We start from the raw sequence: 25,356 nt of genomic DNA on the forward strand, positions 1-25,356 counted from the left end.
AATGCCTTCCCTTTCTTGCCGATGACTTTTTCCATCTCCTTTGGTAGACTAAAGAGGAAAGGAGAGATTACATATGCTTACAATGAAAGATGTTATTCGCGAAGGAGATCCTATTTTGCGCAACGTTGCAGAAGAGGTGTCCTTACCGGCAAGCGAAGAAGATACAACTACCTTAAAAGAAATGATTGAATTCGTAATAAATAGCCAAGATTCTGAAATGGCTGAAAAATATAGTTTACGCCCTGGAATCGGATTAGCGGCTCCGCAAATCGGTGTTTCAAAAAAAATGATTGCAGTTCATGTAACCGATGCGGATGGTACATTATATAGCCATGCATTATTCAATCCAAAAATCATTAGCCATTCTGTTGAACGTACATATTTACAGGGTGGTGAAGGCTGTCTATCTGTAGACCGCGAAGTACCTGGTTATGTTCCTCGTTATACAAGAATTACAGTAAAAGCAACTTCTATTAACGGAGAAGAAGTAAAATTACGTTTAAAAGGTTTACCAGCAATCGTATTCCAACACGAGATTGATCATTTAAATGGCGTTATGTTCTATGACCATATCAATAAAGAAAATCCTTTTGCCGCTCCTGATGATTCCAAACCTCTAGAGCGATAATAATAAAAAGGCGGAAGTTAATCTTCCGCCTTTTTATTATGAAATGGGTTCCATATTCACTTATAGCAATCCAGCCCACTTTAGTCCATGATATATACCGTCTTCATTAACATCCTTTGTCACATGATTTGCAAGTTTTTTCAAGTCTTCATGGCCATTTCCCATCACAATACCTGTGCCAACGGCTTCGATCATTTCTAAATCATTTAAGCCATCTCCAAATGCATACACTTGATCACGATTAAAACCTAACTTTTCAATGTATTTCTCAATTCCTTTTGCCTTAGAACCACCATTCGGAATGATATCCATTGAATATGCATGCCAACGAATAAAATGGAAATCTGGATAATGATTAATAAACTTTTCCTCTTCATTTACTTCACAAAAAAGTAGTGTTTGATAAATATTACGTTCCTCATAAAAATTAGGCTCATATGCTGGATGCTCAAAGTTTAAGCTTCCAAAGCCTTCTTTCACATAATCATGATATTCCACTGATGCTCTCATATCTTGATGGTCAAGATATACAAGTGGATATCCTTCTTGTTTTGCAAACTGAGTAAACTTATGTAAAGCATCTGGATGTAACGGATTATTAAATATTACCTCATCTTCAAAGACAACATATTGTCCATTAAAACTAACATAATTATGTATATCAAGTTCCTTACGAATATCTTCGAACATAAATGGCGCGCGCCCTGTCGCAATTGCTACATGTACACCTTTTTCTTGTAACTGTTTTACTGCATCTCGTGTAGATTGCGGAATTTTTTTATCATGATCTAATAATGTTCCATCAATATCAAAAAAGACAATTTTATCATTCATTTGTCAAAATCCTTTCTGAGACTCTATATTCCTATTTTGAATATCACTTTTCAAATTCTAAAAAAAAGTATAACATATTAAACATCTGTGAAGAAAGCGTTCCCTTTCTGACCTTATTTGTAAACTTTGCATATATATATTAGTAAAACATGTAGATACTTGTTCGGATGAATTTTCTTTTCCATTCTACCTCATACTATACCTATAACTAACGGCTACTGATCGTTACTATAGAATAACTTTCACTGTATGGGAAAGGACAAGATTCACCATTCACTTTTGTCCTATCTCTTATATCAGAGATAGAGTTTTCACTAGTAATAGGCATGTTTAAAATAAGGAAAGGAAGGAGTAATCATGCTGAAGAAGCTGAAGAAAAAGCTCAAGCGTTATTTAAATGGTCTAGTCCGTAAAAAGACAGTCGCTTAAATTGTGCCCATTTCGGGCTTTTTCTTCATTCTCATTCGAAAAAACATGAAAATCGTGACTGTTTGCTTTATAATAAGTAACAGATAATGCAAAACATAGACAAGGAGAGGTTTTCCAAATGATTTTTAAAGTATTTTATCAAGAAAAATTAACTGAGGTTCCAGTACGTGAAAATACAAAAGTTTTATATTTAGAGGCTACGTCTGAAAAGGATGTTCGTACAAAATTAAATAAGTTCGCATATAATATCGAGTTTGTTCAGTCTGTTACTGGCGCTCATCTTGAATATGAAAAAGAAAACGCTGATTTAACATTAGCGGAAATCGTATAGCGATATGAAATTTCTAAAAAACGACCAAGTTGCTGTATTTGCTCTCGGTGGGCTTGGTGAAATCGGTAAAAATACATACGCTGTTCAATTTCAAGATGAAATTATTATAATTGATGCTGGAATTAAATTTCCAGAGGACGAACTTCTCGGAATCGATTATGTAATACCAGACTACACTTATTTTGTGCGAAACGAAGATAAAATTAAAGGGTTATTCATTACACATGGTCACGAAGATCATATCGGCGGAATCCCTTACCTATTACGTCAAGTGAACATTCCAATTTACGGCGGAAAATTAGCAATTGCACTCATCAAAAACAAATTAGAAGAACACGGCTTACTTCGTAAAGCAAAACTTTACGAGATTCAAGAAGATGACGTTATTAAATTCAAAAAAACGTCTGTATCCTTCTTCCGTACAACTCACAGTATTCCAGATTCGTACGGCGTTGTTGTGAAAACACCTCAAGGTCAAGTTGTTCATACAGGTGACTTCAAATTTGACTTCACACCAGTTGGTGAACCAGCTGATTTAACAAAAATGGCTGAAATCGGTAAAGATGGCGTACTATGTCTATTATCTGATAGTACGAACAGTGAAGTTCCAAACTTTACTATGTCTGAGCGTCGCGTTGGTGATAGCATTCAAGACATTTTCCGTAAAGTAGAAGGACGGATTATATTCGCAACCTTTGCATCAAATATTCACCGCTTACAACAAGTTGTTGAAGCTGCTGTTGAAAACAACCGTAAAGTAGCTGTGTTTGGTCGAAGTATGGAAGCAGCGATTGAAATTGGACAAAACCTTGGTTATATTCGTTGCCCGAAAGATACATTCATAGATGCATCTCAACTAAACCGCTTACCAGCTAATAAAGTTGTTATTTTATGTACAGGTAGTCAAGGTGAACCGATGGCAGCACTTTCACGTATTGCAAACGGTACACACCGCCAAATTCAAATTATTCCTGGAGATACAGTTGTTTTCTCTTCTTCACCAATTCCAGGAAATACAATTAGCGTAAGTCGTACAATTAACATGTTGTACCGCGCTGGCGCTGATGTAATTCATGGGAAACTTTCAAATATCCATACAAGTGGACACGGTGGACAAGAAGAACAAAAATTAATGTTACGTCTAATTAAACCGAAGTACTTCATGCCAATTCATGGTGAATATCGTATGCAGCGTATGCACATGAACATAGCAAATGATTGTGGCATCCCTGAAGAAAATTGCTTCATTATGGATAATGGCGATGTTCTTGCTTTACGTTCGGATGAAGCTAGCGTAGCTGGAAAAATCCCATCTGGTTCGGTCTACATTGATGGAAACGGTATTGGAGATATTGGCAATATCGTATTACGCGATCGTCGTATCCTTTCTGAAGAAGGACTTGTAATTGTAGTTGTAAGCATTGATATGAAAGAATTTAAAGTTGCAGCAGGACCTGATATCATCTCACGCGGTTTCGTTTACATGCGTGAAAGTAGCGATTTAATCAATGATGCACAAACATTAATTACAACTCATTTAGAAAAAGTAATGGAGCGTAAAACAACACAATGGTCTGAAATTAAAAATGAAATTACAGACACATTAGCTCCATTCCTATATGAGAAAACGAAACGCCGTCCAATGATTTTACCAATCATTATGGAAATATAAGAAAAAGGACAATGCCATGAAGGCATTGTCCTTTTCTTTTCTCTTATCTTAAAAAGTGTTTAAATCGATCCACTTCATCGTCATGACCAATGACAATTAATATATCTCCTGCTTGAATATTCTCCGTAGCTCGAGGGGATACGATAACTTCTTTGCCTCGTTTAATTGCTACAATATTCAATCCAAACTTCGCACGAATATCTAATTCAATTAAAGAGTGCCCATCAATTTTTTTATTCGCAATAATCTCTACAATACTATGCTCATCTGAAAGCTCAAGGTAGTCTAGCACATTGCTTGATGCAATATTATTAGCAATCCTTTTTCCCATATCACGTTCTGGATGCACAATATGATCTGCACCTATTTTACTTAACACTTTTTCATGATAATCATTTTGAGCTTTTACAGTAATATTTTTTACACCCAACTCTTTCAAAATCAAAGTCGTTAAAATACTTGAATTTAAATTATCTCCAATAGCAACGACTACGTGATCAAAATTTCGAATACCAAGGCTTTTTAATACCATCTCATCTGTTGAATCTGCAATTACAGCATGCGAAGCTATATTTGCAAATTCATTAATTTTATCCTCATCTGAATCGATTGCCATTACTTCCATTCCTAATTGAGCTAGTTCTCGGCAAATACTTCCACCAAAGCGACCAAGTCCAATGACAGCAAATTCTTTTTCTTTCTCACCCACGGGAATTCCTCCAATAACTTCAAGTACTATTTATTTTCAGTGTAACACACTTTATATGCGTCACAAAAACTGTAATTAGCTCTTATTTTTGTTTTTGTATATAAAAATATTGTTGCAAGTAAAAAGCGATACCCACAAGTAGCATAGCAAATACAAATATATTTCCAAAAGAACTAAATGTTTCAAAAACGAATAATAATGTTTCTTGACCAAAAAAGGCAAATAGAAGCTGTGTGAATGCAAATAACAACGCCCATATGTAATGATGTTGATGGAATAAATAATGCGTTGCACCTAAAAAAGCAATAAACGAAAAGATAAAGATCCACCAATTTTCTAAAAATAGTTGCCAATTAGAAAATTGATATCCATTTACTAATATCGCAATAAGCGCGATAACTACCATCGTCGGCACACTCCAAAATAATGCCCGTCCTCTAAAGAAACGAGTGCCTTTAACATCTCCTTTTTCATGTGCAATATATGTTAGTACTACTGTGCTTATATACAGAACAGAAAGAATTGTTAAAACGATAATAAGCCAAAAATGTAATTGATAATATTCATGCTCTATATTTGTCACGATTGCAGCTAACATGCACGGAATTAACATTCCCGTCCAACCATCTACTTTTCTTTCATTCCAAAAGACCGTATTACCAATCCTTATTCCTAACAACATAAAAATAATGATACCCAATACAAATAACGTAGTTTTATTCCCTACTAAACTCGTTGAAAAAGCAATTAATCCAATAAATAAAAAGAGCACAAACCCATTCATAATTTCTAGTACAGGTGATAAATATCTCTTCACCCATTTGTATGTTTCGTCATATTCATTATTATCTACTAGACGATAGGCATAAAAACTTATCCCAAAATAAACCGCCGCAATAATAACATACGCATATAAGACGAAACATAAAATCGCACTGCTAATTTGCACGTAATTCCCCACCCTTTTTTCTATGTTTCACATTGATTTTACACACTTTTCATACTAAAAGTAAACATATATAAGTTAGTCAAATAATTAATAATGAGCAGTGGCTAAACCCCCTGCTCATTATTAAAACAGTACAATTAACTTTAATTCTTCCATTTGTATATAAATGTCTAAAATCAATCTATACGAGCGTTACTTACACCTCAGAACAAAAAGTTTTTTGGAACCTTCAAGAAAGTGGAAGTTTTATTTTCTATTCCCTTTCCACTTTACATATTGGCTTAAAAATGTAATTGCCTTTTCAATCACTTCTTCGTCTGGTTTTAATTTTGCATGATGTAAACCATATTCTGAATTTACTCCAAGCCAAAACATAAATCCAGGGATTTCTCGAAGCATATAACCAAAATCTTCACCCGTCATTGCCTCAGTACATGTAATAACATTCATATCAGTTTGTTTATGTACAAATTCCATAAACTCTCTCGTTAACTCTTCATGGTTATATACTTGATGATACATTGCTCCGTAATCTATAATCGCCTCACACTGGAAAGAAGCTTCGATACCTGCAACAATTGACTCAATTCTGCTTTTCACACGCTTCATTGATTCCACTGATAATGTTCGAATCGTTCCTTCTAAACGAGATTTTTCTGCAATAATATTTTGAACCGTACCACCAGTAATTTTCCCGATTGTAATTACTGCACTATCAAGAGGATTTACATTGCGACTAATAACGGATTGAAGCTGTGTAACAAGATGACTCGCTGCAACAATCATGTCATTTGCAGTATGCGGATAGGCAGCATGGCCACCTTTCCCTTTTAAATCAATATATAATTCTGAAGTATTGGCAAATAACAGTCCTTCTTTCGTTGCAATTGTCCCCACAGCGTATTCTGGTGCAATATGAAGACCAAGAATTATATTCGGTTTCCATTCTTTTAACTCTTCACTTTCTAACATAGGAAGAGCACCGCCTGGTCCTTCTTCTGCTGGCTGGAATAGAAATACAAGGTCATCATCTATTCTTTCGCTCACAGCTTTCGTTAGAAGGCCTAAACCGATTGTTGTATGTACATCATGGCCACATGCATGCATCATTCCTTCATGAATAGAAGCAAACTCGTATCCAGTTTCCTCTGTAATTGGTAAACCGTCTATATCTGCACGATAACCTATTATTTTTTCGGGATTTTTTCCATTTACTTTAACGATTACACCCGTTTTCCATGTCTTCACTTCCACAAATTCATGAGAAAGTGTTCCTATATAATCTAAAATATACTGTTGTGTTTTCCATTCCTTAAATCCGATTTCTGGAATTCTATGTAGATCTCTACGAATTTGGACAAATTTGCTTACTGTCATTTTTGCACCTCTATCTATAAAAAGCGTAAGAGCCCATTTACGCTCTTACGCTTTTTTTACTTTTTATTTCTCTGGGTTTAATTGACGAAGCTCTTGTTTAATTTCTGTTTTTGCTTTTGTCTTCTCATCAATTTCTTTGATTACACGTGCTGGAGTACCTGCAACAACTGTGTATGGAGGTACATCTTCTGTTACAACAGCTCCCGCTGCTACAACTGCACCTTTACCTACTGTAACACCCTCTAAAACAACTACATTTGCACCGATTACTACATCATCTTCAACGATAACTGGTTTTGCAGAAGGTGGCTCAATAACACCTGCAAGTACAGCACCTGCACCTACGTGACAGTTTTTACCGACTGTTGCACGTCCACCAAGTACTGCGTTCATGTCGATCATAGAACCTTCACCAATTACAGCACCAATGTTAATTGTTGCATTCATCATAATTACAGCGTTGTCACCAATTTCAACATGGTCACGAATAATAGCACCTGGCTCGATGCGAGCTTTAATACCTTTTAAATCAAGCATTGGGATTGCAGAATTACGACGATCGTTTTCTACAACGTAGTCAACGATGTGCTTATTATTCTCATCAAGAATTGTCTTAATTTCAGACCATTCTCCGAATAATACACCTGATTTTTTATTCACAAATGCTTGTACTGTTTCAGGGAATGTTACTTCTTTTAAATCCCCTTTTATGTATACCTTTACAGGAGTTTTCTTTTCACTTTTTTGAATAAACGAAATAATTTCGTTAGCGTCCATCATTTTCATTCTTGTTGCCTCCTAAATCCATTTATAATGTTACTCTACCAAACGAAAGAGCGAGTAGCAAGATAATAATCTTATTTTTCCCTTTGAATTTCTTCTATAATTTCTAAAAATGCTTGTACTTGCTTCAACTGCCTTGCCGAGTCACTTGTTAACAACCATGTTTCTCTCGTCAGTTGAACAGGTGTTTTATACATATTTTCCTGTACTTCCTTTAAAACAGTAGAAGGTAAAAGGGCATAACCTATACCATTTAAAACAAGTTGTTTACATGTTTCAATTTGGTCAACTACAATCGTTCGCTTAGGCGGATTAGAAAATAAACCATACCACCAATTTTGTATTTGTCCATAATAAGTCGAGTCACTTTTAAATTGAATGAACGGCCTATTTGTTTCTTTTAACATCGAAATATCTTTTATTTCTTTATCAACTAAATACAGTTCATCTTCAAATAATTGTTGCTTCTGACCTTTATATTCTTGTGTTCCCCTCAGTATAGCAACATGCACGTCTCCTTCATAAAACTGCTTTTGCACTTCACTACTCCATCCAGTAAACAGCGATATCTTTACAGAAGGATATTTATGCACAAACTTTTTCAAAACAGGAGGGAGCCAATATTGACCAATAACTGATGCAACAGCTATTTTTAACGTTCCATGAGTTTCCGTTCTGAAAACAGCCAGCTCACTTTTTATATCTTCTTCCCTTTGCAACATTTCTTTGGCATAATTTGCAACTTTTTCCCCTTCAGGTGTAATTGTCAATCCTTTTTGTGAGCGAATAAAAAACTTCATTCCCCATTGTTTCTCCATAGATTGTAATCGTTGACTCAGCGCAGGTTGGGAAACAAATAAACGTTCCGCCGCTTTTCTCATATTTGATTCCTGAGCTAACACAACCATCATTTGAAAATCATCAATTTGCAACTTTCTCCCTCTTTCCTTAGCTTCCATACACCTTATTTCAATAAGCTTTTCATCCTTAATTTATCCGAATGCTTTCATTCAGAAAATACAATTGTCCAGCGCAAACTTTCCTTATGTTTTATGTCTTTTTAAATATAATACATACACAAGTGATATGCACGAAAAAAAGTGACTTCTTCGTTTCTATGAAGTCACTTTTTTCACTTTATCGATTATGTTGCCTTACTTTCTTATTCAACAATTTTAAAATAGCCCGACGTGTTAAAATCCCCTCAAAATAGCCTTCTTCATTAACAGCGCAAATAAAAGGATGATCAATTGTCATTTCTAAAGCTTTTGCAAATGAATCGTCTAATTTAAGAACAGGTATATCTTCTTTCATCACCTGCTCTACTTTCATATCATCGAGCCTTTCAAACTCAATACGTTCTAATCCTAACATACCATCTAATATCATGGCAGTACTAATCAAACCATGTAGTTTATACATTGGATCTAAGACAGGTATCGCTGAATATCCAGATTTTACAAGAACAAGTAAAGCATGTTCTAAACTATTTCCAATTTGGACATGAGCTACTTTTTCCGATGAAATCATTAAATCCTTCACAAGAATTTGTTGAAATTCGTCTTTCGGAATACTAATCATATTACATCCCCCATTTTCCCTTTTTCCTGCTTATGTTCACAACTCTATTCACATTTTATGACAGCGTTTTCATATTATTATTTTGTCCTAAATTTATTTCAATAAAAATACAATCACACAGCTATTTTAGCATACCGCACAAAAAAAAGACTACCATTCCGGTAGCGCTTAATACCCTTTATTTTTTAATCTGTAAAATAACCTTGTGATTTTTTTATATTGCATCACATCTGTCTGTTTCAAACCATTCTCAATATCTGTAAGTTCCACAGCTAAAATTTCACTTGCGTAATTTTGCTGAAATAAAATATCTAGTAGTAAACTTTCTTCTTCCTTCGTTAAAACAACTTCCCTTTGCATATACCCCTCTCCTTACACTCGCATCGTTACTCTTATTATATAAAAAATTCAACCTATTTAATAGATGTAATATTCAGTTTTTATTAAAAGATATGTAACAATCGTACACATACAAAAAAATCATTTCGTATATCGATTTGCATAGCTAAACGCCGCATAAGCATCCGGCTTAATTTTTGCAGTTAATCCCATCGCTCGAATTTTTTCTGTCATATCTAAAATAAATTCTTTTGTTAAGCCATCATTCCCAATGTCTAAATGAATTTCCATTATGAATCCAGCCCCATCTTGAGCATAAGGATGCAATAACTCCCATATTGTTTGTATATGAGTAGGCGTAAATAGACATGCGATTTCTTGACTAAACTGCGTTTCTAAATATATTTTCTCACGTAAGGTCGCTGGCTTATCTTTTACTGATCTATGGTGTAAACAACCCCAGGCACCTTTTCCAATACGATGAATATGGATTGCTGTAATAAACCTCGTATCCTTTTGATGCGCTTGCGAGTCTGTCCCAATGGATAATCGATACAAATTTCGCGGATCCTTTTCAATGAAACTACAAATACGGTTAAAGACCATATCAAAATTTAAATGTCTCTCTGAAACATTGTAAAATTTATGTGCACCGTCCACAGAGTCACGTCCTTTCAATTAGACAGACTTTTCGTATTCTCATTGTATGGGACAAAAACTAAAATTATAACTTCCTATCCTTTATTCGTTTCAATATTTCGAATTACAAAGTGACAAACTTGGCACGTATAAATTACATTTTGATTAGATTGAGCCGTTAATACATGAATAATCTCAGCAGAACTTTGACAATTAGGACAAATCACAACTGGTAAACGTTCCATACGATAACCTCCTAGTTATATTTCTCCCGCTATTTGCAAAACCCAGCGATAGTGAGAAATTTAGCTTCACATATTCACCCGGTTGACGGGACTAATTATCCACATGGATAAGCAAACTTGCACGGATTAAATTTTCATTTTAATACCATTGTAGGAAAAATAAAAAACTTCTATACATTATGCTAGAAAGTAATAGAACTAAAAAAGGTACTGCCATGTGGCAGTACCTTTTTTATATGTATCAAGAAATGATATCGTAAATCTCAATTGCAACCATGTCGATATTATCGAATTGATATACTTGAGGTTTTTCACCTTGTTGATACACTTCTAACTCATACATTTCACTTTTATCGAAAAATTTCACGCTACATTTGCGCTCACCGTTCACTTCAAAATAGCGTTGTGCTACTTCACCGCTTTCAGCTTGTTCTTGTAGACTAACAAGTCGAGTTAAAATTCCTTGGAGTAGAGACATGAAATCTCTCCTTTCTCTGATCTTCCTACCAATAGGTTTTACAGCTATACTCATTCTATCCGTCATAACAGAAAAAATGTTCCACACTCTAGGATAAAGGTTATTGGCCAGAAACTCAACTAAAAATTTGTCGAAATGCGAAGGAAAAAACAGAAAGAACATATTTCTCCTTCATTATTGCGGTTTTTATACTGGAAGAATATAATAAAAAACAGAAAAAAGGAGGAATTACAATGAAAAAAATTGAGGTTTATACACAACCCGATTGTCCGCCATGTGTTATTGTAAAAGAATTTTTGAAGCATAATAACGTTGCATATGAAGAATTTGACGTAAAAAAAGACGCTGCTGCTCGCAATCGTCTTTTATACGACTATGATTCTTATTCAACTCCAACAGTCGTAATTGATGGCGAAGTAGTTGCAGGTTTTCAAATTGAAAAGTTACAACAACTACTCAATATAGAATAGGAATAGGTAAATACCTATTCCTATTCTTATCCCGCTATTTGTAGGTAGTAAAACTCCCACCCACTGATTAAAAGTTTCACTTTATAATTGTTGCAACCTTTTTATTTCAGTTAAAAGTTCCTGACTTTCATGATATCCTGCTAACTTCCATTTATCTTGATCCCTTTTCAATGTTACAATTTGATATTGTCCACTTTTTGTCCGCTCATATACATATAAATTTTTATGTTCTTCATCATACGACATTTTCGTTTCTGAATTAAAAGAAAACGGTGCTTCTTTTGCCGGAAGTAAATATTCACCACTTTGTTTATCACTTCTGCTATTTTCATCTGTAAATACTTGAAGGAAATTATCTGTAAAATACGGTGATAACGTCTCTATCATCTTATTCATCGGCAAATGCTTCCCACGAATTGAAAACTGGGTTTCATAGCCTTTTTGTATCGTTGTAAATACTTCTTTCCGATCGACTTCCACTTCCTCTTTTCCTAAAACAGTCGTAACACTATAACCAACTAGAAAGGCAACACATACAAATAGAACAAGCCATATTCCATATTTCCTCATTTTTTCACCTTCCTTTTAAAAGAACTTGTCTTTGTAGTATTCATTGTAACAATGATTATGCAAAGAAAGGACAGATTTCGTTCGTAAAATCTTTACAACGATAGACAGCATTTTCATCACCATTTTCACTATTACCAATTTATGATAAAAACAAACAAAAAATGCACGAATCTCTTCGTGCATTAAAATAAAACATCTTCTTCATATAAATATTCATAAGATAAATCTATAAATAAAAAGTTGTCATCATCAATCGGGAAAGAAAATGTTCGTACCATTTCTCCCGTTTCAATATCTGCATATAAATCTGAAAGCCTCGCCTTATTCTCAAAACGCATTTTCATTATATTCTCGAGAAAATACGGGCGCCAGCTCCAGTTCTTCATATAATAATCCGGCATCACAATCCATTCTCCATCTTTTTTCATAACATTTCCTGATTGTTGGAAACCATCTTCATTACAAATAAATATACGAAAACTACACTGTGATACACTTTGACTAAATTGTAATAACCAATCATTTATATCTTCATTCTTTTTTTGTTTTGATAAAACATCGCCAATGCGATCGCGTAACATCTCTGTTAAATTATAAATTTTTTGTAACTTCTTCTTTTCATGCTGAATAAACTGATGACATTCATTACCTAGTCGCTCTTTCAAAACATTCGTTTCAATAAAATCAGGTAAACATTCTTTTAAATAATTACCTTGATAATATCTTCCGCCGTTCTTCCAAGCATATTGCAGTTGATAAAAAGCATCTATTTCTTCATATAATAAAGTTGCACCAATTCTTCTAGCAAGTAATGATAAAGAATATAAAATATCTTGATAAGATTGTAAAAGTGCTGTTTGCCTTAAGTTCGTTAAATCTACTTTTAAAATATCAGGTGCTAACACGCTAATACGCTCTAAATTACTTGTACCCGTTCCGACTTTATTAATCGAAATTTGAATACCATATGTACGATAATACATAAGCAAATGATTAAATTGCTCTATATCTTCTTTACATTCATGCTCTGTAATCTCTAAAACAATTTGTTTTAAATTTAAACCTTGTTCTTCATACCTCAATAAAAGTTGAAGCAAGCTTTCATCATCATCATTCATTAATACATTAGCATTCCGATGTATAAATAATAATAATTTTTGATCGCTTTCTAAATAACGATTTAAAGCTTTTTCTACTATAATATTATCCGCTTCCAGTTGAAATTCACTTGGAATCGAATCATCGTGAAAGAAAGAAGCTAAACTTTGTATGCCCTCTTCTGTTTGAATACGTCCTACTACTTCATATCCAATTACAGTATGCTCATCAGCACTAAAAATAGCTTGATAATAAGGAAGGACTTTATCCAAGTTACTCATTACATCTAATGCATCTATCAACGTGCTTCCCTCCCTTTACTTTTCAAAAATTATAACATGATATTTACGGAAAAATAATAAAAAATCCCTTCAGTTTTCCTGAAGGGATTAGAGGGGTAAAATGCTAAGGGGAATTAGCAATTCTACTATGAAGAAAAAAGAGGTCTTAAATATAACGTATATATGACCTCTTGTAAACACTTTTCTTTCATATGTCACAATTCCGTCACATTTAACCGTGAAAAAATGAATCAAACATTCATTTTTTTATCCCTTTTAAAATGGATATTGATGTAAATGTTGTCCTCCATCCATTGTCATGCAAGTTCCATTTATGTACGCAGCTTCATCTGAGCATAAATAATAAGCTAGACCAGCGATTTCTTCTGGCGTACCCAGCCTTCCAAGCGGAACACTTTGTATCGTACGCTTAGCCATTTCTTCTGAAATCCATAATTTATCAGCACCACCCGTACGTTCAATTGGTCCTGGAGCGATAGCGTTAACTCGTATTCCATATTTACGTCCCCACTCAACAGCGAGCGTCTTCGTCATCGCTAATACTCCTGCCTTCGCTGCAGCCGAATGAATAACTCCTGGACCTGCATCCCATGCATATGTTGCTACCATATTAATGATATTCCCTTTTATACCTTTTTCAATCCAATATTTTCCGACAGCATGGCTACAGTAAAATGTACCGTTTAATACAATATTAATGACCGAATTCCAGCCATTCACGGATAAATCTTCTGCTGGACAAATAAAGTTTCCAGCTGCATTATTTATTAAAACATCAATTCGACCAAACTTCTCATCAATCTGTTCAATCATTTTCTGAATGTCATCCGTATTTCTTACATCCATTTGTACAGGTAATACTTGCCCTGGAAATTGTTCAATTTCCAACTTTGTTTCCTCTAGTTTTTCTTTTGTACGTCCTGTAATAACAACTCGTGCCCCTTCTTTTGCAAAGCGAGTCGCCATTCCTTTTCCCATTCCACTCGATCCACCTGTTATAATAACTACCTTTTCTTTCACATACATCCCCTCCAAAAAATGAATACACATTCATTTTATCACTTTATTTAATAGAAATCTTTATATTTTTAAACTTTTCTGATATTTTAATGTAAAGAACTTTCTTTTTATTCATTTTTTTCGTAATCTATACTAATTTTTTATTATGTAAAATATATTTTTAAATAAACTGAAAGGAGATTTGAGTAGCCTGTAAATGGAATAAAAACATTGAGGTATACTCATATTTTTATGACGCACATTACAAGAAGAAATTTTTTGAAAATTGGTATGCGTACTTGTCTCTATTCATTTATAACCAGTGGCATCGGATACTACTATGCTAAATATATAGAACCCCATTTCATTTCTTTTACACAGCACACATTAAAATCACAACTCATCCCAAAAAGTTTTCATGGTATGAAAATTCTTCAATTCAGCGATTTACATCTCGGATACTATTTCTCGCTTCAACATTTATCTCAAGTTGTTTCTAAAATTAATGCTGTAAATCCAGATATTGTCCTTTTTACCGGAGATCTCATTGATAATTATCAAACGTATACTGACACTCCTTTTGTCGCATCCATTTTAAAAAATATACAAGCCCCCTTCGGTAAATTCGCTATTTATGGTAACCATGATCACGGTGGATATGGAACTGAATACTATGAGCACATCATGCGTGAATCAGGATTTGAACTATTGCTAAATAGTGAAAAAAGAATTCGTCTAATGGATAATAGTGAAATTTCTATTTTCGGTCTCGATGATATACTACTAGGCAAACCAAAAATAGAGAAAACATTACAACATGCACGGCAAAATACTTATAACATCGTTCTTGTTCACGAGCCAGATATCGCGCCGCAAATTTCCAAATATCCAATCAACTTGCAACTTTCTGGTCATAGCCATGGCGGACAAGTACAAATTCCTTTTTTAGGTGCTATTATTACACCATCACTCGCCAAAGACTATATTGAAGGCTTCTATACGATGCAGGATTTAACTCTCTATGTCAATCGAGGTCTTGGAAGAACACGTGTCCCATTTCGTTTTATGTCAAAACCTGAAATCACAATTTTCACACTCCAACATTCGTAATAATTCGCCTATTTTCTTACATATCCTTTCTTGTACGCGCTCATCCATGTTTCGTTTACCATATGATAAAAGTGAGTCCAATAAAGGAGGTATGTTCATGTATCCATATTATCAACCAATTCCAGTCCGTTCAGCACCTATTGGTCCAGTAGGCGACTCACGCTTCTTCCCGTTTTTTGGCGTTCCCTTTCTAGCTGGAATTGCTGGTGGATTGCTCGGCGGAGCATTAGCTTTCGGCCCTCGACCATTTTATCCACCTTATCCACCACCTTTCCCGCCGCCAGCACCTTATCCTTGTTACGGTGGACCATGTCAGCAACCATACTATTACTAGGTTAAAGTAACGATTCTTTCAAATATTATTCTCTCAACGAGCCATCTCATTACACGCTTATAATAAAACTATTGTTTCTACTCATCCTTCCATTTTTGGAGCATATGAGTAGAAAAAAGTAAAAACCTCTTATGGACATAAGAGGTTTTTACTTTTTTTCATTATTCAGCGTCTGTATTTTGATACGCCATCTTAAACAACTTCACTTGGCTATCAATTTCTTCTGTACTACCATTAATAACATAATAGTAATCACCATCTTTATTTTGTTCACGTGTTTTCACATTATCAGCTAATGTAAGCTGTAAAATCGCCTTAATTCGTGCCTTCATTTCAATATCTAATATCGGGAAAGATATTTCCACTCGCTTCTCCATATTTCGCGTCATCAAATCAGCTGAAGATAAATATATTTTCTCCTCCCCATTATGATGGAAATAATAAATACGGCTATGTTCTAAATATCTTCCAACAACACTAACTACACGAATATTTTCACTTACATTTGGAATACCAGGTCGTAGGCAACATGTTCCTCGAACAATGAGCTCTACCTTTACTCCAGCTTGTGATGCTTCGTACATTTTTTTTATTAACGGTTTATCTGTTAATGAATTCATCTTAGCGATAATATATCCATTTCCATATTGCCTATGATAACGGATTTCTTCATCTATTAAATCCATAAATTGCTCTCTTATATCAAATGGAGCAACCGATAAATGATGAAAATGTGGCTTTGTTGTATAACCACTTAAATAATTAAAGAAATTGGTTGCATCGACCCCAAAATCTTTTCTTGATGTAATATATCCAAAATCAGTATATAACTTCGCTGTTGCATCATTATAGTTCCCAGTTCCCAGATGTACGAACCTTTCGATTTTTCCGTTTTTTCTCCTTACAACTAGCGTAATTTTACTATGTGTTTTCAAGTGACTGACACCGTAAATAACATGACAGCCTGCCTGTTCCAATTCTTTAGCCCAGTGAACATTGTTTTCTTCATCAAACCTTGCCTTTAATTCAACTAATACCGTCACTTGTTTTCCCTTTTCAGCCGCTATCTTTAACGCCTGAATAATCGGTGAATCACCACTTACACGATATAACGTTTGTTTAATCGCAAGTACATTCGGATCGTCTGCCGCATCACGGACAAAATCAACTACCGGCTGAAATGATTCAAAAGGATGATGTAATAAAATATCATGCTCAATTGCTTTTTCAAATACATCTTCTTCATCACCTAAATCTTGAGGCGGTTGCGGAATAAGAGCTGGATATACAAGATGTTCATATAAAGGAGCTAGTTTTTTATATAAAGAAAACAAACATGTCAAATCTAATGGGCCATCCATTATATATACATCTTCATCTTTTACTTCCAGAACCTCATATAATAACGCTAATACTCTTTCATCAATGTGTTCTTTCCCAACTTCTAAACGTACAGCAGCCCCCCACTTACGCTTTTTTAATTCTTTTTCAATTACCTTTAATAAATCTCTCGCACCTTCTTCATGAATCGTTAAATCTGCATTGCGTGTAATACGGAAACGAGTAACAGATGATACTGTATATCCCGTAAATAATTTATGAGTAAAGCTACTAATTACGTCTTCTAATAAAATAAATTTATGCTTTTGCCCTTCGCTCGGTAAAATTATGAAGCGCTCAAGTAATGAAGGAACTTGTACAATCCCTAACTTCGTCCTGTTTTCTTCTTCCGCTTGCTTCTCATCATATAAAAGAGTAGCCAAATTCAAACTTTTGTTTAATAACATTGGAAATGGGCGATATGCATCAATAGCTACAGGAGTTAACACCGGAAAAATTTGCTCGTCAAAATACTCTTCTATAAATTCTCGCTGCTCTTTCGTCAAATCATTGAATGTTAAACGTTCAATTCCCTCTAACTCAAGTGCTGGTAATACATAATTTTTAAATGTATCATATTGTACTGTCATTAGTACATGGGCTTTTATCGCAATTTTATTTAATTGCTTTTTCGGTGTTAAGCCAGCTTTATTTTCTGGTTGATTAAATCCAGCACTCACTTGATCCTTTAATCCCGCTACACGTACCATAAAAAATTCATCTAAATTCGAACTAAAAATACTAATAAATTTCAATCTTTCCAAAAGTGGATTATTTGCATCTTGCGCTTCTTGTAAGACACGTTCATTAAATGCTAACCAACTTAACTCTCGATTATTGTAATAAGCTGTATCATTTAAATTTACTGCATTCCCCTTCAATAATTCCATTCTCTTCACACTTCCCCTTGAAACTTTTTTACTATAATTTAGTTAATTTCATTTTATCAAATTACAATATTACAAAGTGTAAATTTTTCGTAAAGACATCCGTACAACCTAATGTTTTAGTTCAAATAATAAATTAATATTCGTTTTTAATACTCTTTCTAACTGTTTTTTTTGTTTTTCAGCTTGTACTTTTTCTGCTAATGCCGATTGTTCACATAAAACTTTAAACATTAATCCCTCTTCGCTTTCTGTTATAGATATGGTATCAATAAGCGATCGTTGCCTTACATTTAAAGTAGCTGAAAATTGTAAAACAGCTCCTAACAGGCGGATTTTTTTTTGTTCGCTTTTATCAAACCAACCTTCAAATGGAGATAAATGTTGTTTAAATAACATTTTTGATTTATACGATGCAATAAGCGCTAGCCTTACTCGATCTTTATGCATCATGCCATCAATTGTCTTATTCGCTAATAAATAAAACGTATGTAAACGGCTCGCTTCTTCGTCTATATATTTGCCTATATTAAATACTTTCGCAGCTTGATGGAACACTTCCCAGTCTTTTACTGTCATAGAAATAAGCCCTATTTCCTCAAGTTGTTTGCAAATTAATCTTCCATGTTTAATAAGTTGAATAACAAATTCCATGTCCATTTCGTATTCATGTGATAGTAAATGCAAACTTTCTTCAACTACGTTCGGATAATATGAAATCCCCAAATCTTTTGTCAACTCTTCATAGAAAACACCTTCTCTTAACCCTTTTCTACTTAATACAAATGCCGGTGCCTCTATAACATTAACAAGTGTATGAAATACTTCAACCGCTGGAATAATCGTATCTGCTCGATCTTTTGCTAATCCTTCCAATTTCTGAAGTTCTATGAACGACAATTTTTCCAATTCCTCTTTTACACTTTCAATATCTTCTTCTTTCATCTTGTATAAATGTAATCCTGCTATAGGATAACATATTAAATTTTGATGGATTTTTACTAAGTTCCTAGCACTACCACCAATTGCAATAAGAGGCAATTTCTTATTGATTAACCATGGTAACTTTCGAAATTGAAACTCTAAATACTGTTGCATTCCCTCTAACTCATCTTTAGTAGGAATATCACCTTTAATAAATTGTTGCTTTAAAGAAAGTGCCCCAAAAGGAAAACTATGGTACTCTAAAATCTCTCTATTTCTAAAGTATGTAACTTCCGTACTTCCCCCACCAATATCTACCGTTATTCCTTCTGAAAACGATGTAGAATTCATAACCGCCAAGTATCCGTAACGCGCTTCCTCATACTCTGATAATACTCTAAGAGTAAAGTCCGTTTGTCCTTCAACAAGCTTTTTAATTTCCTCTTGATTCTCCGACTGTCTAATTGTTGCTGTTGCAACACAAAGTACATGATGCAACTGATGGAATCTTGTACTTTCTTGAAATTGAAATAATGTCTGTAATAATACTTCTATTCCCTCTTCATTCAATACACCATCAATTAAGTAATTCCTTAACCTAGCAACAACTTTCGTATTTTCAATCTCTTTATAAAAACCTCCATTTTGCTTTTCATAAATAACTAAACGCATTGTATTAGATCCAATATCTATAATGGCATACTGTTGTTTTAATATTTCTTTCAAACTTCTCACTCTTTCATTATCAAATTTCAAAAACATATTCTATTACTATTATACAAAATAGTTGTTTTTTGTAACAATATTGCTTTAATATTGAAAATATATACAATCACTTTTTGCGTATAATAAATACCTATTTTATTTATGGTATAATAATGAAAAATTGAAAGGAGATTCAATATGAAACCTTCACAACCACAATCTCAATTACAAAACCAACATTCTATTAATCGACTAGCTCAATCTATTTTCGTTGTGAATCGTCATGCTAAAGCAGCTACTAATCCTAAATATTTATACTGGTTAAAAAAGACAGCTTTAGAACGTTTGATCGCTGAAAAAAAAGCAATTAAAGAAGGATTGCATTTTTCTAGAAACCCACGTTTTAGCCAACAACAATCTGATGTCCTTATACGTTTAGGCGATTATTTTTTCCACATCCCTCCTACGAAAGAAGATTTTCGAATTCTACCGCATCTTGGTCATCTTGAATCCTCCTATCGAAATCCGAAAACAACCTTATCTTTAACAGTAGCAAAAAAAACACTTCAAGATTATATTGGTCCTGAAGCATTAAAACAAGAAAAAAAATTAAGTGAGCCTGTTCCATGGTATAGTCGTACTTATACAAAAAAATAAAACAGTTTGGCCAAGTGTAGGCCAAACTGTTTTATTTTTTCTCTTCTTTAATTTTAATATTTGCTTGTTTATAAAAAGCTACTTTTTCTGTATTATAAGACTTTGTAAATTCATTAAATTTATCTTTTTCTGACTCAATATCCTTATAAGATTGATTTACTACTTTTACTTTTTCACTAATATCTTTTAATTTAGTACCTTTATCTTGTAACATTGTATATAACTCTTTTTCTTGTTTTAAAGATTTGTTATAGCTGTCATACATTTTATTAAATGAATCGTGGCGTTTCTCATACGTGCTTTTCACTTTATCAGCTTGATCTTTCAATTTCTTATCTTCAATTTTCTTCACATACTTATCAGCTGACTTCACTTCTTCTTGCGCTGTATTTAAAACTTCTTTTTCTTTTGTAAGCACTTTTTCTCGTTCAGTTGTATTTTTCACTGCTTGATTCAGTTTTTCTTTAACAGTTTGATTATTATCTTTTCCTTCTTGAACAATCTGGTTATATAATTCTTGTCCTTCTTTCTCTAAAGTCTCAAGTTTTTTTGCATCTTCAAACATTGTTTTTTCTTGTTTAGCAGCGTTTTCAAACGCTACATATAATTCTTCTTCTGGTTTCGGGCCGAAACAACCGGCTAATAAAATCATTGATAATGTAGTTACAATTGCTAATTTACTATATTTCAACATCTCTTCCTCCTACTTATAAACGACCATCGTGTAATATAAAAAAGTTATAAAATATGTAATTGTTCTATACACTCGCATCTTTTTTACGAAGATCATTAATATTGTTTGTACAAATTATTACTTGATATTACATTATTCTTTTTGAATTATTTAGCAATTCCATATCCATCTTTAAGTATACTACTTCGTGTTTTTTAAGGCCTGTTCACACTATGTATTACTTTAATATCCACGGAATTTCACCTCAGTCTTAATAAGACTATAATAGTTCACCTGATAAAAGGTGATCGCTCCGCTCTCACGTCTATCATTCCCTTTCCAGCTTTCTATCAATTAATCTCTTTGTTCATTTTACACAGTACAATCGATATCTCGCAACAACTTACAAATATTCTTTTCATTTCCTAAAAAGGAAAAGTGTAGAGCTTGCTTTCCTCTACACTTTTAAAATAAAACACACTGTGCAAATTGCATTGGCACTACCATCATAATTATATGCTTATTTCATATATTTTTAAAGACTTTTATTACAAACGCGGCGTTTTTTTGTAATAAAAGTCAAAAAAATGTTACAAATAAAACATCTTCCTATCATATATCTTCAAATCAAAGCTTCACTCATTTTCCTGCAAATTTCTATACTGGTACAATTGATTTTGCGACTTTCTCAACAGTTCTTCAAACGTTTTTCCTTCTACTGGATAGCTAGCTGCTCCAAATAAAAGAGTGACACTGAGTAAATCACCTTCTATTTCACTTTCAATATTTTTCATTAATCGTTTTGTTATTGTTGATGTTTCATGACCATTATCAATTGCTACAATAACGTACTTATTTTCATCCCACTTTGTAACAACATCACCCTTCCGAATTGTCTTTACAATGGTACTCTCTAATTTTTGTACTAACACTCCCAACTTTTTTTCTTGCAACGTGTCTTTTAATCCTTCCCATTCTTTTACAGAAAGAATGTACACTGTAATATTACGAGAATCTCTTTCAGATAAAGCAGCTACTTTCCCAAAAAAATCAACAACAAAATCATTGCTTGCCATTCCTCCTACTTCCATACCCATACGCTCGTTCGCTCTTTTATCGTACCAATGTCCAAAATAATAACTTAGTATCATTTGCAATATATAAATAATAAAGACGGTATAAAATGATCGTGAATCCAGTTTTGCAATTACATCCTGAAGTGCAATCCATTCTGTAACTGCCACAGTATTGCCAAGCAATAATCCACTAATTTTCCCTTTATGTTTCATACTTTTCCCCCTTTTATACCAATATATGTTTCTATATCAATAATGTTTTTCTACAAAATAAAAAATGTACATATGCAATGTACATTTCTGCTTAAGCTTGTATACCTTTTCTACTCTATTTCATATATATAATATATAACTTTTATAGAAAGGAGTAATCTATATGCTACAAAAAGAGAATCTATCAGATGCTATGCGTTTACTAGCTGGTTTTCTATTATCATTAAAATTATTATTTACCTCTTTCGGGATACACTTTATTACAAACGATCAAATCGACGCTATTGTTAATGTTGTTTCATTTTTATTTATTCTATACTTTGGCTACAAAAATAACTATGTAGGAAAAAAAGGAATGGAGCAAAAGAAAATACTCAAAAAACACAACCTTCACTAAAAAAGGAACCTTTTGTACAGGTTCCTTTTTATCATTGACGCACAACAACTTCATTTGTTTGCAGTGGGCCATATGATATCTCTTTATCTTGAAATGTATATGTAGCCTGAAAGAATGTTTGTTTAAGAGCTTTATCTTTATTAGCTTTTATTTTACAACGTAGTTCCACCTTCTCATTCGGTAACAAATCATCAATTCGCCATCTAACAAGCTGGAATAAAAACTCACTTATCCCCTTATCAACTTTTAAAGAATTAGGAATATAAGCAAAGTAATCTCGAATCATATGACTTACAACAACTCTCGAAATCATTTCTACCCCTTTATTTTCCACTTCAATTCGCATAATAAGTATGTCGTTTACATCGTAGGTCAATTCATACGAAAACTGTTCTGTATACATACTACCAATTTGTAATGTAACGGCTACTTGAGGAAATTCGTTTTCCTTTTTCGATCCGTCAATCCACAATACTGGTTGTAGCGGTATTGAATACTTTCCTGTATCCGAAATTCGTCCCCATATTTTCATAATATATATTCACCTCATTTCAGATGTAACATACACACAATGAATTCCCCAAATTACTAAAGCTTGCTACAAGCAATGTTTAATATTTCTCTTCCTTTTATCCTATTCGACAATATGAAGAAAAAACCATTTTTCATCTATTAACAGAAGGTGTTCTTTATGAAATTTTTTTACAATTTACTTCATTCCCTTCATAGCAATATTCAGTATGGCTCACTCGTTCTCTACTCATACGAAAGAATATTTTGACGTAAGAAAAAGTTTGCCTTATAGTCAAATTTGACTATAATATTCTTTATGGCATATCAGTGCACTTATGGAAAAGAAATTAAAATCAACTATACATTAAAATTTTTTATCCACTGCACTCAAAACTTAATATAGTTTACTTATTTCTAAAGGAGGGTTATATTTGGAAACTCAACCATTAAAAAAAGAAGCCAACAAGACAAAATTTGTTGTTGCTGGTTTACTGCTTGGTATATTAATGGCCGCAATGGATAATACAATCGTTGCAACCGCAATGGCAACAATCGTTGGAGACCTAGGAGGATTTGATAAGTTTGTTTGGGTCACATCAGCTTATATGGTAGCAACAATGGCAGGGATGCCTATCTTCGGGAAACTTTCTGATATGTACGGGCGGAAACGTTTTTATATTGGGGGCCTCATTCTTTTCTTATTCGGTTCTGCTCTTTGCGGAACAGCTTCAAGTATTGAGCAATTAAGTATTTATAGAGCTATTCAAGGGATCGGTGGTGGTGCCCTTATGCCTATCGCCTTCACAATTATGTACGATATCTTCCCACCAGAAAAACGCGGGAAGATGACAGGACTATTCGGTGCTGTTTTCGGGACATCTAGTGTATTCGGTCCTTTATTAGGTGCTTATATTACAGACTATATAAGTTGGCATTGGGTCTTCTATATTAATATTCCATTAGGACTTATCTCCTTTTTCTTCATTACTAAATACTACAGTGAGTCTCTAGAATTTAGAAAACAAAAAATTGATTGGGCTGGTGCTATTACACTTGTCATAAGTATCGTTTGCTTAATGTTCGCATTAGAACTTGGTGGTAAGGAATATGCCTGGAATTCTACTGTAATTATTGGCTTATTTACAACAGTAGTTATTACGCTTATTATTTTCTTCTTTGTAGAACGAAAAGCAACCGAGCCTATTATTTCGTTCCATCTATTTAAAAAACCTTTATTCGCAGCTAGTCAAGGAGTTGCCTTTTTCTATGGTGCCGCTTTTATTATCTGTACAGTTTATATTCCAATCTTCATTCAAGGCGTTCTTGGAGGTTCCGCCTCTAATGCTGGATTAATTTTAACACCAATGATGGTTGGTTCTGTAATTGGAAGTCAAACAGGAGGACAATTAGCTTCTCGAACAAGCTATCGTAACATTATGATGGTATCTGGTGTCTTCTTCGTTCTTGGTATTTATTTATTAAGTACTTTAACAATGGACACACCTCGTTTACTCGTAACACTATTTATGATTCTCGCTGGGCTTGGTGTTGGCTTCTCATTCTCAGTATTAAGTATGTCTTCTATTCACAAGTTGGAAATGCGGGACCGTGGTTCGGCGACATCAACAAACTCATTCTTCCGATCACTCGGTATGACCCTTGGTGTAACGATTTTCGGTACAATTCAAAATCATATTTTTACAGATAAACTAAACTCTGTATTCCCCCCTGAACTAGCAAAATTAGCTCCAAAAGGCGGAGACACAAGTTTCTTATTATCACCAGGCGCTACCGCAAAAATTCCTGCTGAAATATTAGCGGGTATTAAAGAAGCTCTCGCTACATCTATTGCGAATACATTCTTCTGGGCACTCATCCCGGCTGTACTAAGTATTATTTGTATTTTACTTATGGGAAATGAACGCCTCTTTACAGGCCCTAAAAAGAAAGAAAAACAAAAGCAAGTTAGTTAATATAAAAAAGAAGCGGCATATTCCTTTATGAAAAAGGATATGCCGTTTATAATATGTATAAAGTGAAACTTTAATCAGTGG

At 33.8% G+C, this 25,356-nt stretch carries 28 protein-coding genes; 9 read left to right on the forward strand and 19 right to left on the reverse strand.

Annotated features, from left to right (window positions below; all coding sequences use genetic code 11):
- The first annotated feature begins 73 nt into the window (after positions 1-73).
- Entirely contained in the window at positions 74-628 is a 555-nt protein-coding gene (def, locus tag NST90_RS18680; RefSeq protein WP_283748079.1) for a peptide deformylase, read from the forward strand.
- A gap of 60 nt (positions 629-688) precedes the next feature.
- Here def and NST90_RS18685 read toward each other — a convergent pair whose 3' ends face one another.
- Positions 689-1,462, reverse strand: a complete 774-nt coding sequence (locus NST90_RS18685) for a Cof-type HAD-IIB family hydrolase (protein WP_000998268.1) — start codon at positions 1,460-1,462, stop codon at positions 689-691.
- A gap of 547 nt (positions 1,463-2,009) precedes the next feature.
- Here NST90_RS18685 and NST90_RS18690 point away from each other — a divergent pair.
- A complete protein-coding gene (locus tag NST90_RS18690; protein WP_000576435.1) occupies positions 2,010-2,222 on the forward strand; it encodes a DNA-dependent RNA polymerase subunit epsilon in 213 nt (70 codons plus the stop codon).
- A 4-nt stretch (positions 2,223-2,226) separates the two neighbouring features.
- Positions 2,227-3,894 carry a ribonuclease J1 gene (gene rnjA / locus NST90_RS18695; protein ID WP_000670377.1) on the forward strand — a complete coding sequence of 556 codons (1,668 nt, stop codon included), beginning with the start codon at positions 2,227-2,229 and terminating at the stop codon, positions 3,892-3,894.
- Between the two features lie 43 nt (positions 3,895-3,937).
- On the opposite strand, the gene NST90_RS18700 is transcribed toward rnjA, so the two are convergent.
- The 10 genes from NST90_RS18700 to NST90_RS18745 form a co-directional block, all read right to left on the reverse strand.
- Positions 3,938-4,603, reverse strand: coding sequence for a TrkA family potassium uptake protein (locus tag NST90_RS18700; protein ID WP_000504032.1), 666 nt, complete (start codon positions 4,601-4,603; stop codon positions 3,938-3,940).
- 82 nt (positions 4,604-4,685) lie between these two features.
- On the reverse strand, positions 4,686-5,552 hold the full coding sequence (locus NST90_RS18705; protein WP_001167324.1) for a cytochrome c oxidase assembly protein: 867 nt from the start codon (positions 5,550-5,552) through the stop codon (positions 4,686-4,688).
- 246 nt (positions 5,553-5,798) lie between these two features.
- Complete coding sequence (locus tag NST90_RS18710) at positions 5,799-6,929, reverse strand: N-acetyldiaminopimelate deacetylase (RefSeq protein ID WP_000218672.1); 1,131 nt, start codon at positions 6,927-6,929, stop codon at positions 5,799-5,801.
- 63 nt (positions 6,930-6,992) lie between these two features.
- Positions 6,993-7,715 (reverse strand): 2,3,4,5-tetrahydropyridine-2,6-dicarboxylate N-acetyltransferase, encoded by a 723-nt coding sequence (gene dapD / locus NST90_RS18715; RefSeq protein ID WP_000783241.1) that lies wholly within the window; start codon positions 7,713-7,715, stop codon positions 6,993-6,995.
- A 71-nt stretch (positions 7,716-7,786) separates the two neighbouring features.
- Complete coding sequence (locus NST90_RS18720; RefSeq protein WP_001987174.1) at positions 7,787-8,671, reverse strand: LysR family transcriptional regulator; 885 nt, start codon at positions 8,669-8,671, stop codon at positions 7,787-7,789.
- A 178-nt stretch (positions 8,672-8,849) separates the two neighbouring features.
- Positions 8,850-9,293: a cyclic-di-AMP-binding protein CbpB gene (cbpB, locus tag NST90_RS18725; protein WP_000623579.1), complete on the reverse strand. Its 444-nt coding sequence runs from the start codon at positions 9,291-9,293 to the stop codon at positions 8,850-8,852.
- Positions 9,294-9,461: 168 nt separating this feature from the next.
- A complete protein-coding gene (gene abbA / locus NST90_RS18730) occupies positions 9,462-9,653 on the reverse strand; it encodes an antirepressor AbbA (RefSeq protein ID WP_001188692.1) in 192 nt (63 codons plus the stop codon).
- A 120-nt stretch (positions 9,654-9,773) separates the two neighbouring features.
- Positions 9,774-10,292, reverse strand: coding sequence for a ribonuclease H-like YkuK family protein (locus NST90_RS18735; RefSeq protein WP_000348487.1), 519 nt, complete (start codon positions 10,290-10,292; stop codon positions 9,774-9,776).
- Positions 10,293-10,366: 74 nt separating this feature from the next.
- On the reverse strand, positions 10,367-10,516 hold the full coding sequence (locus NST90_RS18740) for a hypothetical protein (protein ID WP_000440540.1): 150 nt from the start codon (positions 10,514-10,516) through the stop codon (positions 10,367-10,369).
- A gap of 241 nt (positions 10,517-10,757) precedes the next feature.
- A complete protein-coding gene (locus NST90_RS18745) occupies positions 10,758-10,994 on the reverse strand; it encodes a YkuJ family protein (protein ID WP_000055151.1) in 237 nt (78 codons plus the stop codon).
- A gap of 233 nt (positions 10,995-11,227) precedes the next feature.
- Between NST90_RS18745 and NST90_RS18750 the strand changes: the two genes are divergently transcribed.
- A complete protein-coding gene (locus tag NST90_RS18750) occupies positions 11,228-11,464 on the forward strand; it encodes a glutaredoxin family protein (RefSeq protein WP_000717875.1) in 237 nt (78 codons plus the stop codon).
- Between the two features lie 81 nt (positions 11,465-11,545).
- Here the strand turns inward: NST90_RS18750 and NST90_RS18755 are convergent, their stop codons facing one another.
- From NST90_RS18755 to fadH, 3 genes are all read right to left on the reverse strand, one after another.
- On the reverse strand, positions 11,546-12,034 hold the full coding sequence (locus NST90_RS18755; RefSeq protein WP_001233804.1) for a DUF3993 domain-containing protein: 489 nt from the start codon (positions 12,032-12,034) through the stop codon (positions 11,546-11,548).
- 182 nt (positions 12,035-12,216) lie between these two features.
- Positions 12,217-13,434, reverse strand: a complete 1,218-nt coding sequence (locus tag NST90_RS18760; RefSeq protein WP_000564306.1) for an EAL-associated domain-containing protein — start codon at positions 13,432-13,434, stop codon at positions 12,217-12,219.
- Positions 13,435-13,689: 255 nt separating this feature from the next.
- Positions 13,690-14,454 carry a 2,4-dienoyl-CoA reductase gene (gene fadH, locus NST90_RS18765; protein WP_000660913.1) on the reverse strand — a complete coding sequence of 255 codons (765 nt, stop codon included), beginning with the start codon at positions 14,452-14,454 and terminating at the stop codon, positions 13,690-13,692.
- A 231-nt stretch (positions 14,455-14,685) separates the two neighbouring features.
- On the opposite strand from fadH, the gene NST90_RS18770 reads away from it, so the two are divergent.
- The gene (locus NST90_RS18770; RefSeq protein WP_002024756.1) at positions 14,686-15,543 is read left to right on the forward strand and encodes a metallophosphoesterase; all 858 of its coding nucleotides are present in this window, start codon (positions 14,686-14,688) and stop codon (positions 15,541-15,543) included.
- Between the two features lie 97 nt (positions 15,544-15,640).
- Positions 15,641-15,877: a hypothetical protein gene (locus NST90_RS18775; protein ID WP_000283738.1), complete on the forward strand. Its 237-nt coding sequence runs from the start codon at positions 15,641-15,643 to the stop codon at positions 15,875-15,877.
- Between the two features lie 161 nt (positions 15,878-16,038).
- Here the strand turns inward: NST90_RS18775 and NST90_RS18780 are convergent, their stop codons facing one another.
- The gene (locus tag NST90_RS18780) at positions 16,039-18,147 is read right to left on the reverse strand and encodes a polyphosphate kinase (RefSeq protein ID WP_339200425.1); all 2,109 of its coding nucleotides are present in this window, start codon (positions 18,145-18,147) and stop codon (positions 16,039-16,041) included.
- 108 nt (positions 18,148-18,255) lie between these two features.
- On the reverse strand, positions 18,256-19,830 hold the full coding sequence (gene ppx, locus NST90_RS18785; RefSeq protein WP_116344706.1) for an exopolyphosphatase: 1,575 nt from the start codon (positions 19,828-19,830) through the stop codon (positions 18,256-18,258).
- Positions 19,831-19,971: 141 nt separating this feature from the next.
- Between ppx and NST90_RS18790 the strand changes: the two genes are divergently transcribed.
- Positions 19,972-20,430: a YkyB family protein gene (locus NST90_RS18790; protein ID WP_000804864.1), complete on the forward strand. Its 459-nt coding sequence runs from the start codon at positions 19,972-19,974 to the stop codon at positions 20,428-20,430.
- A 31-nt stretch (positions 20,431-20,461) separates the two neighbouring features.
- On the opposite strand, the gene NST90_RS18795 is transcribed toward NST90_RS18790, so the two are convergent.
- Together NST90_RS18795 and NST90_RS18800 are read right to left on the reverse strand one after the other, a co-directional pair.
- Positions 20,462-21,124 carry a YkyA family protein gene (locus NST90_RS18795; protein ID WP_025709081.1) on the reverse strand — a complete coding sequence of 221 codons (663 nt, stop codon included), beginning with the start codon at positions 21,122-21,124 and terminating at the stop codon, positions 20,462-20,464.
- Between the two features lie 614 nt (positions 21,125-21,738).
- A complete protein-coding gene (locus NST90_RS18800) occupies positions 21,739-22,392 on the reverse strand; it encodes a diguanylate cyclase (protein WP_000680811.1) in 654 nt (217 codons plus the stop codon).
- 163 nt (positions 22,393-22,555) lie between these two features.
- Between NST90_RS18800 and NST90_RS18805 the strand changes: the two genes are divergently transcribed.
- Positions 22,556-22,789, forward strand: a complete 234-nt coding sequence (locus NST90_RS18805) for an SPP1 phage holin family protein (protein ID WP_000939448.1) — start codon at positions 22,556-22,558, stop codon at positions 22,787-22,789.
- Between the two features lie 31 nt (positions 22,790-22,820).
- On the opposite strand, the gene NST90_RS18810 is transcribed toward NST90_RS18805, so the two are convergent.
- Positions 22,821-23,321, reverse strand: coding sequence for a hypothetical protein (locus NST90_RS18810; RefSeq protein ID WP_000708120.1), 501 nt, complete (start codon positions 23,319-23,321; stop codon positions 22,821-22,823).
- A 412-nt stretch (positions 23,322-23,733) separates the two neighbouring features.
- Between NST90_RS18810 and NST90_RS18815 the strand changes: the two genes are divergently transcribed.
- The gene (locus NST90_RS18815) at positions 23,734-25,275 is read left to right on the forward strand and encodes an MDR family MFS transporter (RefSeq protein WP_000449912.1); all 1,542 of its coding nucleotides are present in this window, start codon (positions 23,734-23,736) and stop codon (positions 25,273-25,275) included.
- The last annotated feature ends 81 nt before the right edge of the window (positions 25,276-25,356 follow it).

It is taken from the genome of Bacillus sp. FSL E2-8900 (assembly GCF_037966225.1).
Lineage (GTDB): Bacteria > Bacillota > Bacilli > Bacillales > Bacillaceae_G > Bacillus_A > Bacillus_A cereus.